This window comes from Desulfotignum balticum DSM 7044 (assembly GCF_000421285.1).
In the GTDB taxonomy this organism is placed as follows: domain Bacteria; phylum Desulfobacterota; class Desulfobacteria; order Desulfobacterales; family Desulfobacteraceae; genus Desulfotignum; species Desulfotignum balticum.
Map to the genome: position 1 here is coordinate 2,525,038 of NZ_ATWO01000001.1, position 15,730 is coordinate 2,540,767.

The 15,730-nt window shown below is 56.0% G+C and carries 13 protein-coding genes; all 13 read left to right on the forward strand.

Translation table 11 applies throughout. The annotated features are described in order from the left end of the window. Positions 1-21: 21 nt before the first annotated feature. The 13 genes from K365_RS0112655 (at position 22) to K365_RS0112720 (ending at position 15,660) form a co-directional block, all read left to right on the forward strand. Entirely contained in the window at positions 22-792 is a 771-nt protein-coding gene (locus tag K365_RS0112655) for an electron transfer flavoprotein subunit beta/FixA family protein (protein WP_029725275.1), read from the forward strand. Continuing rightward, on the forward strand, positions 789-1,745 hold the full coding sequence (locus K365_RS0112660; RefSeq protein WP_024334851.1) for an electron transfer flavoprotein subunit alpha/FixB family protein: 957 nt from the start codon (positions 789-791) through the stop codon (positions 1,743-1,745). Before K365_RS0112655 ends, K365_RS0112660 begins: the two co-directional genes overlap by 4 nt. Positions 1,746-1,761: 16 nt before the next feature. Further along, positions 1,762-2,541, forward strand: a complete 780-nt coding sequence (locus tag K365_RS0112665) for a glucose 1-dehydrogenase (RefSeq protein ID WP_024334852.1) — start codon at positions 1,762-1,764, stop codon at positions 2,539-2,541. 138 nt (positions 2,542-2,679) lie between these two features. Beyond that, positions 2,680-3,726, forward strand: coding sequence for an IS110 family RNA-guided transposase (locus K365_RS0112670; protein ID WP_024334853.1), 1,047 nt, complete (start codon positions 2,680-2,682; stop codon positions 3,724-3,726). A 655-nt stretch (positions 3,727-4,381) separates the two neighbouring features. Further along, on the forward strand, positions 4,382-5,851 hold the full coding sequence (locus K365_RS0112680; RefSeq protein WP_024334854.1) for an FGGY-family carbohydrate kinase: 1,470 nt from the start codon (positions 4,382-4,384) through the stop codon (positions 5,849-5,851). Positions 5,852-5,940: 89 nt separating this feature from the next. Continuing rightward, on the forward strand, positions 5,941-6,714 hold the full coding sequence (larB, locus tag K365_RS0112685) for a nickel pincer cofactor biosynthesis protein LarB (protein ID WP_024334855.1): 774 nt from the start codon (positions 5,941-5,943) through the stop codon (positions 6,712-6,714). A gap of 259 nt (positions 6,715-6,973) precedes the next feature. Beyond that, positions 6,974-8,641 carry a dihydroxy-acid dehydratase gene (ilvD, locus tag K365_RS0112690; protein ID WP_024334856.1) on the forward strand — a complete coding sequence of 556 codons (1,668 nt, stop codon included), beginning with the start codon at positions 6,974-6,976 and terminating at the stop codon, positions 8,639-8,641. A gap of 137 nt (positions 8,642-8,778) precedes the next feature. Continuing rightward, entirely contained in the window at positions 8,779-10,470 is a 1,692-nt protein-coding gene (ilvB, locus tag K365_RS0112695) for a biosynthetic-type acetolactate synthase large subunit (RefSeq protein ID WP_024334857.1), read from the forward strand. 29 nt (positions 10,471-10,499) lie between these two features. Further along, entirely contained in the window at positions 10,500-10,991 is a 492-nt protein-coding gene (gene ilvN, locus K365_RS0112700; RefSeq protein WP_006964937.1) for an acetolactate synthase small subunit, read from the forward strand. Between the two features lie 2 nt (positions 10,992-10,993). Continuing rightward, the gene (gene cimA, locus K365_RS0112705; protein ID WP_024334858.1) at positions 10,994-12,580 is read left to right on the forward strand and encodes a citramalate synthase; all 1,587 of its coding nucleotides are present in this window, start codon (positions 10,994-10,996) and stop codon (positions 12,578-12,580) included. A gap of 59 nt (positions 12,581-12,639) precedes the next feature. Further along, positions 12,640-14,184 (forward strand): 2-isopropylmalate synthase, encoded by a 1,545-nt coding sequence (locus K365_RS0112710; protein ID WP_024334859.1) that lies wholly within the window; start codon positions 12,640-12,642, stop codon positions 14,182-14,184. Between the two features lie 62 nt (positions 14,185-14,246). Beyond that, complete coding sequence (locus tag K365_RS0112715) at positions 14,247-14,501, forward strand: hypothetical protein (RefSeq protein ID WP_024334860.1); 255 nt, start codon at positions 14,247-14,249, stop codon at positions 14,499-14,501. A 139-nt stretch (positions 14,502-14,640) separates the two neighbouring features. Further along, positions 14,641-15,660, forward strand: a complete 1,020-nt coding sequence (locus tag K365_RS0112720) for a sigma-54 interaction domain-containing protein (protein WP_024334861.1) — start codon at positions 14,641-14,643, stop codon at positions 15,658-15,660. Positions 15,661-15,730: the final 70 nt, after the last annotated feature.

Below are 15,730 nucleotides of genomic sequence, written 5' to 3' on the forward strand. Positions count from 1 at the left end.
AATATCTGACAACCAATGCCCATGAAACTCATCTGCACCGTCAAATTTGTTCCTGACCCGGACAGCCTCACGGCCGGACCCAATCGGCTGATTCTGAATCCGGACGACGCCTGCGCCCTGGCCTTTGCCCTGGCCGTGAAGTCCGGCGATCCCGGAGTCACGGTGGAGGCGGTGACCCTGGGTCCCCTGTCTGTCCGCCCCCACATGGAGGACCTGCTGAGGCTTGCCGTGGACCGGGGCACGCTGATCTGGGATTCCGGGCTCGAGGACAGTGACGCGTTTGTGACCAGCAAAGTGCTCAGCCGGTATATTGCGGGCCGACCCTGTGACTGTGTGCTGACGGGCAGCTATTCCCTGGACGGGGGTTCGGCCCAGGTGCCCGTGCAGATCGCCGAAAGTTTGGGCCTGGATCAGATGCCGGGGGTCATCCGGATCGATCCGGACCGGTTCGATCGCACCAGGGCCGTGTTCCAGGCCGTGGATGAAACGGGCGTGACCACCTGGGAAATGGCCATGCCGGGCGTTTTGAGCCTGACCCGGGAAAGCGGCTACAAACTGCCCTACCCCGCATTGACCGATCTGCGCCGGGACGTGTCTGAAGACGTAAATATCCTCACAAGCCGGGATCTGGGGTTTTCTGCAGACCAGGTAGGCCGTGCCGGCTCCCTGACCCGTATGGCTGGCTCAAGCCCTGTGACCTACGGGGAAAAAGACCCGAAGATCGTGGGCACGGATGACGACGGCATCACTCAGGTGGTTGATTTCCTGAAAAAAATGGGAGTATGCCGATGAAAAAAACCTGTATTTTCCAGGACACGGAAACCCCTGAAAAGACCACGGACCTGCTGGCGGCAGCCGTGCGCATGTACGGCCGGGACGGGTTTAAATCCCATGTGGTCCTGGTGAACGCTTCGCCTGAAACATTCACGGGCCGGTTTCACCATGTGATCCAGGTGGCCGAAGGCCTGGTGGCGGATAACGATCCCCGGGCCATCACAGAGATCCTGGAAACCCTGCACCAGACCCACAGGTTTGACAGTATCCTGATTCCCGGAACCACTTTGGGAAAGATGATCGCCCCGCGGCTGGCATGGCGGCTCAAAACCGGGCTGGCAAGCGGTGTGACAGACATCACCGTCCGGGACGGGCGGATTGAGATCACCCGGCCGGCCCGTTCAGGAACAATCCTTGAAACCATTCTTCCGGAGGGGCCGGGTCCCGTGATGATGACCATCCGGACCCATGCGTTTGAACATCCCCCTGAAGAAACGGTGCCAACCCGGATCAGTCAGTATTCCCGGCCAGTGACCACCCACAGCACCCTGACCCGCCTGGGTGTTGAGCAAAACATCATCGAACCCCGGGACATCCGGGATTCCGAGGTGCTGGTGGCCGGCGGCGGCGGTGCGGCCCGCTGCTTTCCGGCACTGAAACCCCTGGCAGATGCCCTGAACGGGGCCGTAGCCGCCAGCCGGAAACTGGTGGATCAGGGCATTGCCCGGCGAACCATCCAGGTGGGCCAGTCCGGAAAAACCGTTTCACCAAAGTTGTACCTGGCTTTGGGCATTCACGGCAGCATGCAGCATCTGGTAGGCCTGCGGGGGGCGGTATCCATCATCGCCGTGAATACATCGCTCCACGCCCCCATCTGCCGGCTGTCAGATATGGTCGTGCAGGGGGATGCCTGTGAATTCATTGAAAAGCTCATGGACAAAATGATGTGCAACCCACACAAAAACACATAAGGATTTTGGAACTGATATGGAACTGACGGATTTCAATATGGGCTTTTTTTCCCTGGCAGGAAAGAATGCCGTGGTCACGGGGGGGAACAGCGGACTGGGGCAGGCATTTTCCGTTGCCCTGGCAAAAGGCGGCGCCAACGTGGTGGCCGCAAGCATCATGGAAGATGACGGCACCACCCGGCAATGGGTGGAAGCATGCGGCACGGCCTATCATTATGTGAACGCCGACATCACATCCGAAGGCGAATGCCGGCGGATCGTTGAAGAATGTGTGGATGTCTTCGGCCGCATTGACATCCTGGTCAACTGCGCCGGGATCTGCATCAACGTGGAAGACGTCACTCAGTATACCCGGAAGGAATGGGATCAGATGGTGGCCGTCAACCTGACGGCGGCGTTCGAGATGACCCATGAGGCGTGCAAGCCCATGATCCGGCAGGCCCGGGGAAAGATTGTCAATATCGCCTCCCTGTATTCGTTTCTGGGCGGGCAGTGGTCTCCGGCCTATGCCGCCACCAAGCACGGGATTGTCGGGCTGACCCGATCCATGTGCGATGAACTGGCCCAGTTCAACATACAGGTCAACGCCATTGCACCGGGGTACTTTGCCACGGAACTCACGGCAAAGACCCGGAAGGACCCGAAACGCAACGCCGAGATCCTTGCCCATATCCCGGCCAACCGGTGGGGGTGGACTGCGGATCTCATGGGGGCCTGCATTTTTCTGTGTTCAGATGCAGCCAACTATGTGAACGGCACCGTGCTGACCGTGGACGGCGGATATCTGATGCGGTGATCAACTGAATGCGGTTGGTTATAGAACAGTTTTAAGATAATATGAGAAGGCTGATCCCTCCGACGAGCTGTGATATAATCACGCTCAATTTTTAACGCAGTCACCCAAAGGGCTGCAAAGCTTAAGGAGGGACCAGCCATGAAAAATACTATCACAATTGGAATCGATTTGGGAGACAAATTTCACATAGCAGTGGTATTTGACGGTGAGGGCAACGAACTGGAGACTGCCCAGGTGACCAATACAAAGGCCGGTGTCAGCAAATTTTTTCAGCCGTACAAAAATGCCAGGGTGGCCATGGAGGCGGGTACTCATTCTCCGTGGATCAGCCGCCTTCTGGGCGAGATGGGGTTGACCGTCTATGTTGGTAACCCCCGCAAATTAAGATTCATCTGGGACAGTGTTGATAAATCCGATGCCCGTGACGCCCGGATCTTGGGCATGGTCTGTCGGATAGAACCTCGGTTATTACATCCATTGAGACACCGCAGCAGCCAGGCACAAGCGGACCTGGCATCGATCAAGTCCCGTGATATGCTGGTCAAGAGCCGCACCCAGCTGATCAACCATGTTCGAGGGCTTGTCAAAGCCAATGGAGATCGTTTGCCCAAATGCAGTACAGCGAGCTTTGCCAAAAAATGTGAACCCCTTGTACCCCCTGAGCTTCGATCTGCCCTGGATGCTGTGTTTCAAACGCTCTTTCATTTGAACGAACGGATAAAGGCGCTTGATCTTCAGATTGAGCAGCTGAGTATGGAACGGTATCCGGAAACCCAATATTTACGTCAAATAGCCGGAGTTGGTCCGATCACCGCGCTGTGCTTTGTGTTGACCATTGAAGATCCCGCATGCTTTTTCAAAAGCCGTCAAGTAGGGCCTTTTTTGGGGCTGACCCCACGACGGGATCAATCCGGAGATACAGACAAACAGCTTCCCATTACCAAGGCAGGAAACACTTATCTGCGCCGGCTACTGGTGGGCAGCGCCCAGTATATTATGGGGCCGTTTGGGCCGGAGAGTAACCTGCGCCTGCATGGGATGTCGATTGCCGCCCGGGGAGGCAAAAACGCCAAGAAACGGGCGGTGGTTGCAGTGGCCAGGAAGCTGGCGGTGCTGATGCATCGACTGTGGGTCACCCAAGACAAATATCAACCGTTTTATGGCATGAACAAAAAAGCGGCATGAAGATGATTATCACCAAATTTAACAAAGGGTTCAATAGCTGAGGCATGAATAATTCAAGGGAAGATAACCCGATTTTAAGGGGGCCAGCCCCCTGTCCCCCCGGGATTTATCGCATTAAGGACAAAGGCATGAGGGAGGGACAGGTACAGTCGCGGTGTACCTGCCCTCATGCCTTCGTCACCGGCTGCGGCGCTCGGGTTGCTTCCAAGCGTTGCCCTATCCTCCGAGCCGGCAGCAAAAGGATATCATTGCTGCATAAAAGGTCAAGAGGTTGGTGCAACATGATACAAGGGTCCAACAACGTCTCATTCAGGAGACTGCGCCTAACACTATGCAATAGTCAGTTGCCGCTGATAGTCTACGATTGCGTTTTTAAGATAGCAGCTCCTGCCCACGGATATTAACATGCACCGGGGCAAATGGCAGCCCCACAAAAGAGTGCGGATGGAAGCGTGACGGTCGAGACTCGTTGGATGGAGGGAAAAGGACAATTCGTGAACGAATTTGTTCTTGACATAAGCCTTCTCATGGAAGTGTTAAGTGTTAAGTGTTAAGTTTCAAACCGGTGACGGCAGATGGCTTTGATGAGACGACTGACCGCTTTCCTCTTTTGTTGTGCCCGGCAGGGCACGGGGTTATTTAAAAAGGAGACTTCATGAAAAAACAATATATTATTGCCATTGACGGGGGTACCCAGAGCACCAAGGTGGCGGTGTTTGATATCCGGGGCCATGAGATCTGTTCCGAATCGGTCCGGCTTCAGCCCATTCATTTCTACGGAAACTCCCGGGCCGAGCATCCGGACGATGACCTGTGGGAAAGCCTGAAAACCGCCTGCCGCCGACTTTTTGAAAAATTTGACGGGGACAGGCATCAGATCATGGGTGTGGGCCTGTGCTCGATCCGATGCTGCCGGGCCCTGCTTCGGGCCGACGGCACCCTGGCATCCCCCGTGCAGAGCTGGATGGACCTGCGGCTTGCCGCCCCTTACCACCACGAGGACGATGCCGTGCGCTATGTCACCACGGCCACGGGCTATCTGACCCACCGCCTCACCGGAGAAACCAGGGACACCCGATCCAATTACGTGGGGCCCTGGCCCATCGATCCCGACACCCTGGACTGGTTCGAGGACCAGGCCCGGTTCGACGACTATACCACCCCCCGGGAGATGCTCTTTGACCTGAAGGATCCGTCCAGCGTGCTGGGGACCATCACGGAAAAAGCCAGCCGGGCCACGGGCATCCCCGCGGGCATCCCCGTGGTGTCCACGGCCAATGACAAGGCCGTGGAAGGCCTGGGCGCGGGCCTGAAAGATGACGGCACCGTGCTCGTATCCCTTGGCACCTATATTACCTCCATGATGATGGGAACAAAATCCGGAACGAGTGCGGCCCATTACTGGAGCAACCCGGGGGCTGTTCCCGGTGAATACATGTATGAGAGCAACGGGATCCGCAGGGGAATGGCCACGGTGACCTGGGTCAAGGAACTCATGGGGTCTGACGTGATCGAGGCGGCACACCGCATGGGGCTTTCCCCGGAAGCGTACCTGAATGCGGCCGGCGCCGACATCCCTGCCGGGTGCGACGGCCTGTACACCGTGCTCAACTGGCTGCCCGACCCTTCCCGTCTCCATGAGCGGGGCATGATGATCGGTTTCAACAGCACCCACCAAGGGATCCACATGTTCCGCTCCGTTTTGGAGGGCATTGCCCTGACCATGAAAAACAACGCCCAGGCCATGTGTGATGAAATGGGCGTGAAACTGACTCAGATTATTGTCAGCGGGGGCGGGTCAAACGGGGAACTGTTCATGCAGATCTTTGCCGATGTCTTTGGCGTGCCGGCCCACAGGAACGTGGTCAACGGCTCCGCCAGCATGGGGGCGGCCATCTGCACCGCGCTGGCCTTAAAGATCTATGAAAACCGGCAGGCAGCCGTCGACCAGATGGTGCGCCGCAGGGACACGTTTACCCCCATCAGGAAGAATGTGGATCTCTATCGCAGGATCAATGAGGAGGTCTATCAGCAGATCGTACCGGAGACCGACGACCTGTTGAAACGGTCCCACGGGATTTTTCATCCGCACCCGGCATCCCCTCAGGAATCCGTAAGCGGGTAGTCAGATCTTTATTTAAATTCTTGACGTAATTTGCCGGCCGATGATATCTATGGGCCAACAATGACCTGCATTCATGAAGGAAATCCCATATGACCCCCCAGGACCTGACCCGGCTGCTTTCACAAGTGGCAGACGGCCGGACCACTGTCACAGACGCTGAAAAACAGCTGTCCGATCTGACATTTGAATCCCTTGAATATGCCCGGATCGACCATCACCGCTCGTTGCGCAAAGGGTTTCCCGAAGTGATCTTCGGCCTGGGCAAGACCCGGGAACAGATTGCCGGGATCCTGGAAAAAATGGTGCCAAGAGAAAATGTGATCCTGGTGACCCGCATCGATCCGGCCACGGCAGACCCGCTTGTGGCGCATTTTGAGAATGCCGCGTATTTTCCGGATGCCCGGCTTTTGCGGATTCAGAAAACGGCGCCGGATATCACCGGAACCGGCACCATCCTGGTGATCACGGCCGGCACCTCGGACATTCCCGTGGCAGAAGAAGCGGCCCTCACGGCCCGTGCCATGGGCAACCGGGTGGACACCCTGTTTGACGTGGGCGTGGCCGGGATCCACCGGTTGTTCGCCCACAAAGAGATGATCCGGCAGGCCGGAGTGATCATTGTGGCGGCGGGCATGGAAGGGGCCCTGCCCTCCGTGGTGGCGGGCATGGTGGGAGCGCCGGTCATTGCCGTGCCCACCAGTATCGGGTACGGCACCAGTTTCGGGGGCATGACCGCGCTGTTGGGCATGCTCAATTCCTGTGCCTCCAATATTGCCGTGGTCAACATTGACAACGGGTTCGGGGCCGGGTACATGGCATCGAGCATCAACCATGTGGGCGTGGATAAAAACAACGCCCTGTGATATAAAATAGCCTCTGATCTATTTTTTTGTTGACAGGTCATAAATTTATATATAATGAATTAACTTTAAACAAAGTGAATATGACATGACACCCGAATTGACAAGCATACTACTGGTAGTCCTCATTATTATCGTGGAGGTGATTATTGACACCTCCAGGCGACGGGGCTCCTAGTGGCATAAACCAATTGACAAGTTAAAAGCCGTTATCAGCCCCGAGGGGGCAGATAACGGCTTTTTTGCTTTTAAGGAGAAACATATGCGCAGCCACATTGCAACCAAAGGGGTGGAAAGAGCCCCCCACCGAAGCCTGATGAAGGCCCTGGGCTACACAGACAGAGAGATCCGCCAGCCAATGATCGGCATTGCCAATGCCGCCAATGAACTCATTCCCGGACACATGCACCTGGACACCCTGGTGGCGGCCGTTAAATCCGGCATCTCCATGGCCGGGGGCACTCCCATGGAGTTTTCCACCATCGGGGTGTGTGACGGCATTGCCATGAACCACAAAGGCATGCACTATTCCCTGGCCTCCCGGGAACTGATCGCCGACTCTATCGAGGTGACGGCCACGGCCCACCCGTTTGATGCCATTGTCATGGTGCCCAACTGTGACAAAATCGTGCCCGGCATGCTCATGGCGGCGGCAAGGCTCAACATTCCGGCCATTTTTATCAGCGGCGGCCCCATGCTGGCCGGACTGGATCCCAAAGACCAGACAAAAAAAATCGATCTGGTGTCCGTGTTCGAAGCCGTGGGCGCAGTCCGGGGCGGCCGCATGACCGAGGCGGACCTGGCTGCCGTGGAAGAGTGCGCCTGCCCCACCTGCGGGTCCTGCGCCGGCATGTTCACGGCCAATTCCATGAACTGCCTCACCGAAGCTTTGGGTATGGCTTTGCCCGGCAACGGCACCATCCCGGCCCCCATGTCCCGGCGTATCCGCCTGGCCAAGGAGACGGGCATCCAGATCATGGCGCTGCTGGAACAGGGGATCACCCCGGATAAAATCATGACAAAACAGGCGTTTATGAACGCGCTGACCGTGGACATGGCTTTGGGCTGTTCCACCAACACGGTGCTGCATCTGACCGCCATTGCCCATGAGGCAAGCGTTCCCCTGGAACTGTCTGTGATCAACCAGGTCAGTGAAACAACCCCGCATATCTGTTCATTGAGCCCGGGCGGTCCCGACCATATCCAGGATCTGGACCGGGCCGGCGGCATTCCTGCGGTGATGAAAACCCTGGCCGACCACTCCCTGCTGGACACCGGATGCCTCACGGCCACGGGAAAAAACCTGGCAGACAACCTTTCTTCCGTGGAGATCAAAGACCGGGCCGTGATCCGGCCTGTCAGTGATCCTTATCATGTCCAGGGCGGTCTGGCTGTTTTGTTCGGAAACCTGGCCCCGGACGGGTGTGTGGTCAAGCAGTCCGCTGTGGTGGACGAGATGATGACGCACCAGGGACCGGCCCGGGTGTTTGACACGGAAGAAGCCGCCACGGAGGCCATTCTGGGCGGGAAAATCAATGCCGGAGATGTGGTGGTGATCCGGTATGAAGGCCCTGCCGGGGGGCCTGGCATGCGGGAAATGCTCACCCCGACCTCAGCCATTGCCGGCATGGGCTTAGGGGCGGCCTGTGCCTTGATCACGGACGGCCGGTTTTCCGGCGGCACCAAAGGGGCCTGCATCGGCCATGTGTCTCCGGAAGCGGCGGACGGCGGACCCATTGCCATGATCAATGAAAACGACATCATCCACATCGATATCCCGGCCAAAACCATTGAACTGATGGTGCCCGAAGATGAGATCCGGGAACGGCAGGCCCGATGGGTCAAACCGGCACCCAAAATCAAAACAGGCTACATGGCCCGGTATGCCCGCCAGGTATCATCCGCGGCCCAAGGAGCCATTATTGAATAACCCCCGTGGCCCGGGAAACCACCCCGGATGATGACAGTATAACCAGTCAGGTATCCGCTTAATACTTAACACTTAAAACTTAACACTTAAAACTTCAATACGTAACACTTTCATATAGAATGACACAGGAGAACACAATGAAACTGATAGGGGCACAAATCCTGGTGAAAATGATCAAAGCCCAGGGAGTTGACACCATATTCGGATATCCCGGCGGTGCCACCATTGATATCCATGATGAAATCGTCCGGCATGATGACCTGCGCCATATCCTGGTCCGCCATGAACAGGGTGCGGTGCACGCGGCCGACGCCTATTCCCGGGCCCACCAGACCACAGGGGTAGCCCTGGTAACTTCCGGCCCGGGGGCCACCAACACGGTCACGGGCCTGGCATCGGCCCATTCCGACTCCATTCCCATGGTGGTGTTCTGCGGCCAGGTGCCCACCGGACTCATCGGCAATGACGCGTTCCAGGAAGTGGACATCGTGGGCATCACCCGGCCCTGCACCAAACACAACTACCTGGTCAAAGACCCGGACAAACTGGCGGCCACTATCCAGGAAGCGTTTTTCATCGCCCGGTCCGGCCGGCCCGGCCCTGTGCTGGTGGACCTGCCCAAGGATATTCTCCAGGCCAAAATTGAGTTCACCATGCCGGATGAACCCAACCTCAGATCCTATAAACCCAATTACAAACCCAACAAAAAACAGATCCACAAGGTGGTGGAAATGATTCAGGCGGCCAGACGGCCCGTGGTGTTTGCCGGCGGCGGGGTGATCCTGTCCCGGGCATCAGAACAGATCACCCGGCTGGCCCAAATGGCACAGATCCCCGTGACCACCTCTTTGATGGGACTGGGGGCGTTTCCGGGCACGGATCCTTTGTGGCTGGGCATGCTGGGCATGCACGGCACATTCCGGGCCAACATGAGCATCGGACACTCGGATCTGATCATTGCCGTGGGGGTCCGGTTTGATGACCGGGTCACGGGAAATATCAGCAAGTTTGCACCCCATGCAGATATCATTCAGATCGATATCGACCCCACCTCCATTCACAAAAACATCGAGGTGCAGTGCCCCATTGTGGGGGACTGTAAAACCACGCTGGAACATATTCTCACGCTCATGGAAAAACAGGCCCCCAAAGACCTGGCCGTGGACCGGGATGTCTGGCTGGCACAGATCGACCAGTGGAAGCAGACCATGCCCTTGAAATACGAACAGAAAACCGATGTGATCAAACCTCAGTTTGTGGTGGAAAAGCTGTGGGAAATCACCCGGGGCCAGGCCATCATTACTACGGAGGTGGGACAGAACCAGATGTGGGCGGCCCAGTATTATCACTTTGACCGGCCCAACCATTTTATCACTTCCGGCGGATTAGGGGTCATGGGATTCGGCCTGCCCGCCGCCATCGGCGCCAAAGCGGCCTGTCCGGACAAACTGGTGGTGGATGTGGCCGGGGACGGATCCATCCAGATGAACATCCAGGAGCTGATGACGGCCGTGGAAAACTGCCTGGATGTCAAAATCGTGATTCTTAACAACCGGTTTTTAGGCATGGTGCGCCAGTGGCAGGAACTGTTCTACAACAAAGCCTATGCCTGCACCAACATCGAAAACGCGCCTGATTTTGTCAAACTGGCCGACGCATACGGGGCCACCGGGTTCCGGTGCACAGACCCGGCCTGTGTGGAAGAGACCCTGAAAAAAGGGCTGGATACGCCGGGCACCGTGATCATGGATTTTGTGGTGGAAAGAGAAGAGTCCGTCTACCCCATGGTGCCGGCCGGCCGTGCCATAACAGATATGCTTCTGGTATAAAAATGATACACACAGTAAAGGAAACACCAATGGAAACCAGCAGATATTTATTGTCGATTCTTGTGGACAATGAACCCGGTGTGCTGTCCCGGATCGCCGGTCTGTTTTCCGGCAGAGGGTTCAACATCGACTCTTTGAGCGTGGCCACCACGGATGATCCCGTGGTCTCCAGGATCACCATGGCCACCACCTGTGACGCCCAGACCATCGAGCAGATCAAAAAACAGCTGCACAAGCTCATCAACGTGATCACGGTGACCGATCTCACCGAAAAAAAATATGTGGAACGGCAGCTGGCCCTGGTCAAGGTGCATGCCAATCCGGAAAAGCGGGCGGAGATTCTGCGCATTGTGGACATTTTCCGGTGCCGGGTGGTGGATGTGGGCCATGCCCACTATACCATCGAGATTTCCGGTGACAGCGGCAAACACGAGGCATTTTTGTCTTTGGTCAAACCCATGGGAATCGTTGAAATCGCCAGTACCGGGGCCATTGCCCTGGCCAGAGAGATGGGGAAATAACAATGGAATCTGTCCAATTATACGACACCACGTTAAGAGACGGCATGCAGGGGGAAAATATCTTTTTTTCTCCGGAAGACAAGGTAAAAATCGCCAAACGCCTGGATGATGCCGGTATTCACTACATTGAAGGCGGATGGCCCGGCTCCAACCCCGGGGCCGCCCATTTCTTTGAACTGGCCAAAAAAATTGCATTCAAACAGGCCAAAGTGGCAGCGTTCGGTGCCACAAGGCGGCCGGGCATCTCATGTGACAAAGATGGCAACCTGGCGGCCCTGATTGACTCGGGTGCGCCCGTGATCACGATTTTCGGCAAATCCTGGGACCTGCACGTCAATGAAATCATGGACAACTCCCTGGAAGAAAACTTGAAAATGATCAAAGAAAGTGTGGCGTATCTGCTGGATCAGGGCAGAGAGGTGATGTATGATGCCGAGCATTTTTTCGACGGGTACAAAGCCAACCCCTCATATGCGCTGGATACGCTGGAAGCGGCCCTGGACGGCGGCACCCGGACCCTGGTGCTGTGTGACACCAACGGCGGATCTTTGCCCTGTGAAATCGAAGAGATCATCCGCTCGGTCATGGCGCACTTCAAAGACCGGGCCGGCATCTGTTACGGCATCCACACCCATAATGACTGCGCCATGGCTGTGGCCAACGCAGTCAATGCCGTGCACGTAGGCGCCACCCTGGTTCAGGGCACCATCAACGGGTATGGAGAACGGTGCGGCAATGCGGACTTGACTGCCATCATCCCGATTCTGGCCGTGAAAATGAAAAAAAACTGCATCTCTGAAGACAACTTAAAAAAACTGTTGAACCTGTCCCGGTTTGTGTCGGAAACCGCCAATATGCCCCCGGTCAATTCCCGGCCCTTTGTGGGGAAAAGCGCGTTTGCCCACAAAGGCGGGGTCCATGTATCGGCCATCATGAAAAATCCCAGAGCTTATGAACACATGGACCCGGTAAAAGTGGGCAATGTCCGCCGGGTGCTGGTGTCGGAACAGTCGGGAAAAAGCAATATTATTTACAAGGCGGAAGAACTGGGCGTAAATTTAGGAGATGATGCCGTCAAGCAGCGGCAGATTGTGGCTTCCATCAAGGATCTGGAAGATGACGGATTCGAATTTGACGCGGCGGAAGGCTCGCTCAAACTGATCATGGAAAAGCTGACGGAACAGTACAAAAGCTATTTTGACCTGGAATCCTTCCGGGTGGTGGTGGAAAAAGACAAGGAAAAACCCTGTTATTCCCATGCCATGATCAAAATCCGGGTGGGCAAAACCACGGAAATCACCTCAGCCGAAGGAGACGGCCCCGTGTCCGCCCTGGACAACGCGTTGAGAAAAGCATTGTCCGCCATGTATCCCCAGATCAATGACATGCATCTGGTGGACTTCAAGGTCCGGGTGATCGACGGGTCCGACGGCACGGACGCCAAGGTCCGGGTGCTCATCGAATCCCGGGACACGGATAATATTTTCTCCACCATCGGGGTATCTGAAGATATTATCGAAGCCTCCTGGCAGGCTTTGTCCGACAGTTTCCAGTACAAACTGTCTTTAGAACATCAGACCACATCGTAACCAGTCAGAATTTTGGTCATTTTTTATTATTTTATTTTCACCCATATAAGGACAGCATCATGAACGATCAGAAACACATTATTATCTTTGACACCACCCTGCGGGACGGGGAACAATCCCCGGGAGCCAGCATGAACCAGGCGGAAAAACTGCGCATTGCCACCCAGCTGGAACTGCTGGGGGTGGACGTGATCGAGGCCGGGTTTCCTGCAGCATCGGACGGGGATTTCAAGGCAGTGAAAAAAATTGCCGAAAACCTGAAAAAAGCCCAGGTGGCAGCCCTGTGCCGGGCCAATGAAGCGGATATCCGCCGGGGATGGGATGCGGTCAAAGATGCCGTCAATCCCCGGATCCACACCTTTATCGCCACCTCGGAACTGCACATGAAATACAAACTGCAGATGGAACCGGCTGACGTGCTGAACCAGGCCGTGGCATCCGTGAAACTGGCCGCGTCTTTCACGTCCAACGTGGAATTTTCCGCTGAAGACGGGTCCCGGTCTGACCCGGATTTTCTGTGCACGGTCTTTGAATCCGTCATCGATGCCGGGGCCACCACCATCAACCTGCCGGATACCGTGGGATATGCCGTACCCGAAGAATTCGGAAAACTGGTGGCATATGTGATTGAAAACACCGCCAACATCGACCAGGCCGTTTTGTCGGTGCACTGCCACAATGATCTGGGCCTGGCCACGGCCAACACCCTGGCCGCCATCCAGAACGGGGCCCGCCAGGTGGAGGTGACCATCAACGGCCTCGGGGAACGGGCCGGCAACACTTCCATGGAAGAGGTGGTGATGTCTTTGAAAACAAGGCCTAATTTTTTCACCCATACCACTAATATCGACACCACAAGAATTTATCCCACCAGCCGCCTGGTGAGCATGATCACCGGAATCCTGATCCAGCCCAACCGGGCCATTGTGGGGGCCAACGCCTTTGCCCACGAAGCCGGTATTCACCAGGACGGGGTGTTGAAAAATCCCATGACCTACGAAATCATGAAACCGGAAACCGTGGGTATTTCCAAAAACAACCTGGTGTTAGGCAAACATTCCGGCCGGCACGCCCTGGCAGCCCATGTGCGATCCATGGGATACGATTTGTCGGATGAAGAGATCAATCTTGTGTTTCAGAAATTCAAAAACCTGGCAGACCGGAAAAAACAGATCCTGGACGAAGACATCGAGGCATTGATCAATGAAGGGGTGTTGCGGACCTCGGAGGTCTTCAGTCTGGAATATATCCATGTGCTGTCCGGATCCACCGTGTTTCCCACAGCGTCAGTACAGCTCAAGATCCACGGCCGCCTGGTGCAGGGCGCCTTGGAAGGCACGGGTCCCATTGATGCGGTCTACAACATCATATCCAAACTGACCCACACCAAGTCCGAGCTGCTGCGGTTCACCATTTCCGCTTTGACCGAGGGCACGGACGCCCAGGGGGAAGTGACGGTCCGGCTCAAGGAAGACGGGGTCGTGGCATTGGGCAAAGGGGCGGATCCGGATATTATCACGGCATCGGCCCTGGCCTATCTCAACGGCCTCAACCGACTGGAATACCTTAAAGCCAATCCCCCCAAGGAGGAAGCCGTATTATAGCCCCCGGCCCGGTATTTGCCGGCTGATTATTTACTGGCCCGGTATTTGCATGTGTCCCGGGCATGGCACATCAACTCACATCCATCACAGGGATTGTCATCCCTGCATCCTGGGATACCAGCGGTGCAATTCTGGGTTCCGCCATCGTGACATTTGACGAAGACATTGTCACGGTGGCGGATACCCGTGCCGGCAGGTTATTGCTACAGCATCTGCGAAAAACCGTGACCGTCAGAGGAAAGTTGACCACGGGCACGGTTTCCAAAACCATTCAGGTTCTGGATTTTCATCTTTCCAACCCGGGTGAAGCCGCCTGATCCCTTCATGCACACCTGAAAGTGTGGGCAATCAGTAATTGACAGAACTGGTTGGGGCTGTTAATACTTTTATCCGGATTGAATGCGGTTTCATGCCTGTGAAACCGATATTTCAGAGCGTTGCTTACAAGGAATCCCCATGAAAGAGATACTGGTGTTGAGTCGCCGGCCCGAGGACGTGGATCTCGTTTCCCAAAACCTGCACATGAAAAAAGTGTATGAGAATATCCGGTCCGTGGCCCCCACCATAGCCACGGTGCTGCTGCTCGGCGATACGGGCACGGGCAAAGGCATGACGGCCCGGTTGATTCACTGGTACAGCCAGCGGTTTGACAAGCCGTTTGTGGAAGTCCATTGCGGGGCCATTCCCGACACGTTGATCGAAAGTGAGCTGTTCGGGCATGAAAAAGGTGCGTTTACCGGTGCGGACCGCAAAAAACCCGGGAAATTCGAAATGGCCGCGGGCGGGACTGTTTTTCTGGATGAAATCGGCACCATCACCCCGTCCGCCCAGATCAAACTGCTGCAGGTGCTCCAGGACGGTATTTACAGCCGCGTGGGCGGTGACACGCTCCTGAAAGCAGATGTCCGGATCATTGCCGCCACCAATGCGGATATCGCCCATCTGGTGCAGACCGGTCAGTTCAGAAAAGATCTGTATTACCGCTTAAATGTGTTTCCCGTCACAATTCCGGCACTTCGGGACCGGCTGGAGGATCTGCCCGGTCTGATCGAAGTGTTTCTGAAAAAACTGAACATCAAATACGGCAAAAAAATTACCGGAATCCATCCCTTGGTGATGGACCGGTTCCAGCGGTATGACTGGCCCGGCAACATCCGGGAGCTGGAAAATCTTCTGGAGCGGGCCTGTATCCTGGAGCAGACAGACCTGCTCCTGCCCCAGAGTTTTCCGCTGGAGACCATGCCGGATGGGGATGACTCTGATCCTGGCAACGACACGGGCACCCCATTGTCCAAAGCCCGGCAGTCTGCCATAGACCGGTTTGAACAGGCGTATCTGACCACCCTTTTAGGGCAGACCCGGGGCCGGATCGATCAGGCGGCGGCAGCGGCCGGCGTCACCCCCCGGCAGCTCAACCGGCTTTTAAAGCGCCACCGGTTGAACAAAAACATGTTCAAGCCGACCAGAGACACGTGATGTCCTTAAAAACGCCATGGTGCTGTTTATAAAGACATCCCGTGTCTGATTGTCGGATTTCGCTTTGGTT

What these genes read in the sequence shown, in the direction of transcription:
- K365_RS0112655 (WP_029725275.1), top strand. Translation starts at nt 22, where the DNA reads ATGAAACTCATCTGCACCGTCAAATTTGTTCCTGACCCGGACAGCCTC.
- K365_RS0112660 (WP_024334851.1), top strand. Translation starts at nt 789, where the DNA reads ATGAAAAAAACCTGTATTTTCCAGGACACGGAAACCCCTGAAAAGACC.
- K365_RS0112665 (WP_024334852.1), top strand. Translation starts at nt 1,762, where the DNA reads ATGGAACTGACGGATTTCAATATGGGCTTTTTTTCCCTGGCAGGAAAG.
- K365_RS0112670 (WP_024334853.1), top strand. Translation starts at nt 2,680, where the DNA reads ATGAAAAATACTATCACAATTGGAATCGATTTGGGAGACAAATTTCAC.
- K365_RS0112680 (WP_024334854.1), top strand. Translation starts at nt 4,382, where the DNA reads ATGAAAAAACAATATATTATTGCCATTGACGGGGGTACCCAGAGCACC.
- larB (WP_024334855.1), top strand. Translation starts at nt 5,941, where the DNA reads ATGACCCCCCAGGACCTGACCCGGCTGCTTTCACAAGTGGCAGACGGC.
- ilvD (WP_024334856.1), top strand. Translation starts at nt 6,974, where the DNA reads ATGCGCAGCCACATTGCAACCAAAGGGGTGGAAAGAGCCCCCCACCGA.
- ilvB (WP_024334857.1), top strand. Translation starts at nt 8,779, where the DNA reads ATGAAACTGATAGGGGCACAAATCCTGGTGAAAATGATCAAAGCCCAG.
- ilvN (WP_006964937.1), top strand. Translation starts at nt 10,500, where the DNA reads ATGGAAACCAGCAGATATTTATTGTCGATTCTTGTGGACAATGAACCC.
- cimA (WP_024334858.1), top strand. Translation starts at nt 10,994, where the DNA reads ATGGAATCTGTCCAATTATACGACACCACGTTAAGAGACGGCATGCAG.
- K365_RS0112710 (WP_024334859.1), top strand. Translation starts at nt 12,640, where the DNA reads ATGAACGATCAGAAACACATTATTATCTTTGACACCACCCTGCGGGAC.
- K365_RS0112715 (WP_024334860.1), top strand. Translation starts at nt 14,247, where the DNA reads ATGGCACATCAACTCACATCCATCACAGGGATTGTCATCCCTGCATCC.
- K365_RS0112720 (WP_024334861.1), top strand. Translation starts at nt 14,641, where the DNA reads ATGAAAGAGATACTGGTGTTGAGTCGCCGGCCCGAGGACGTGGATCTC.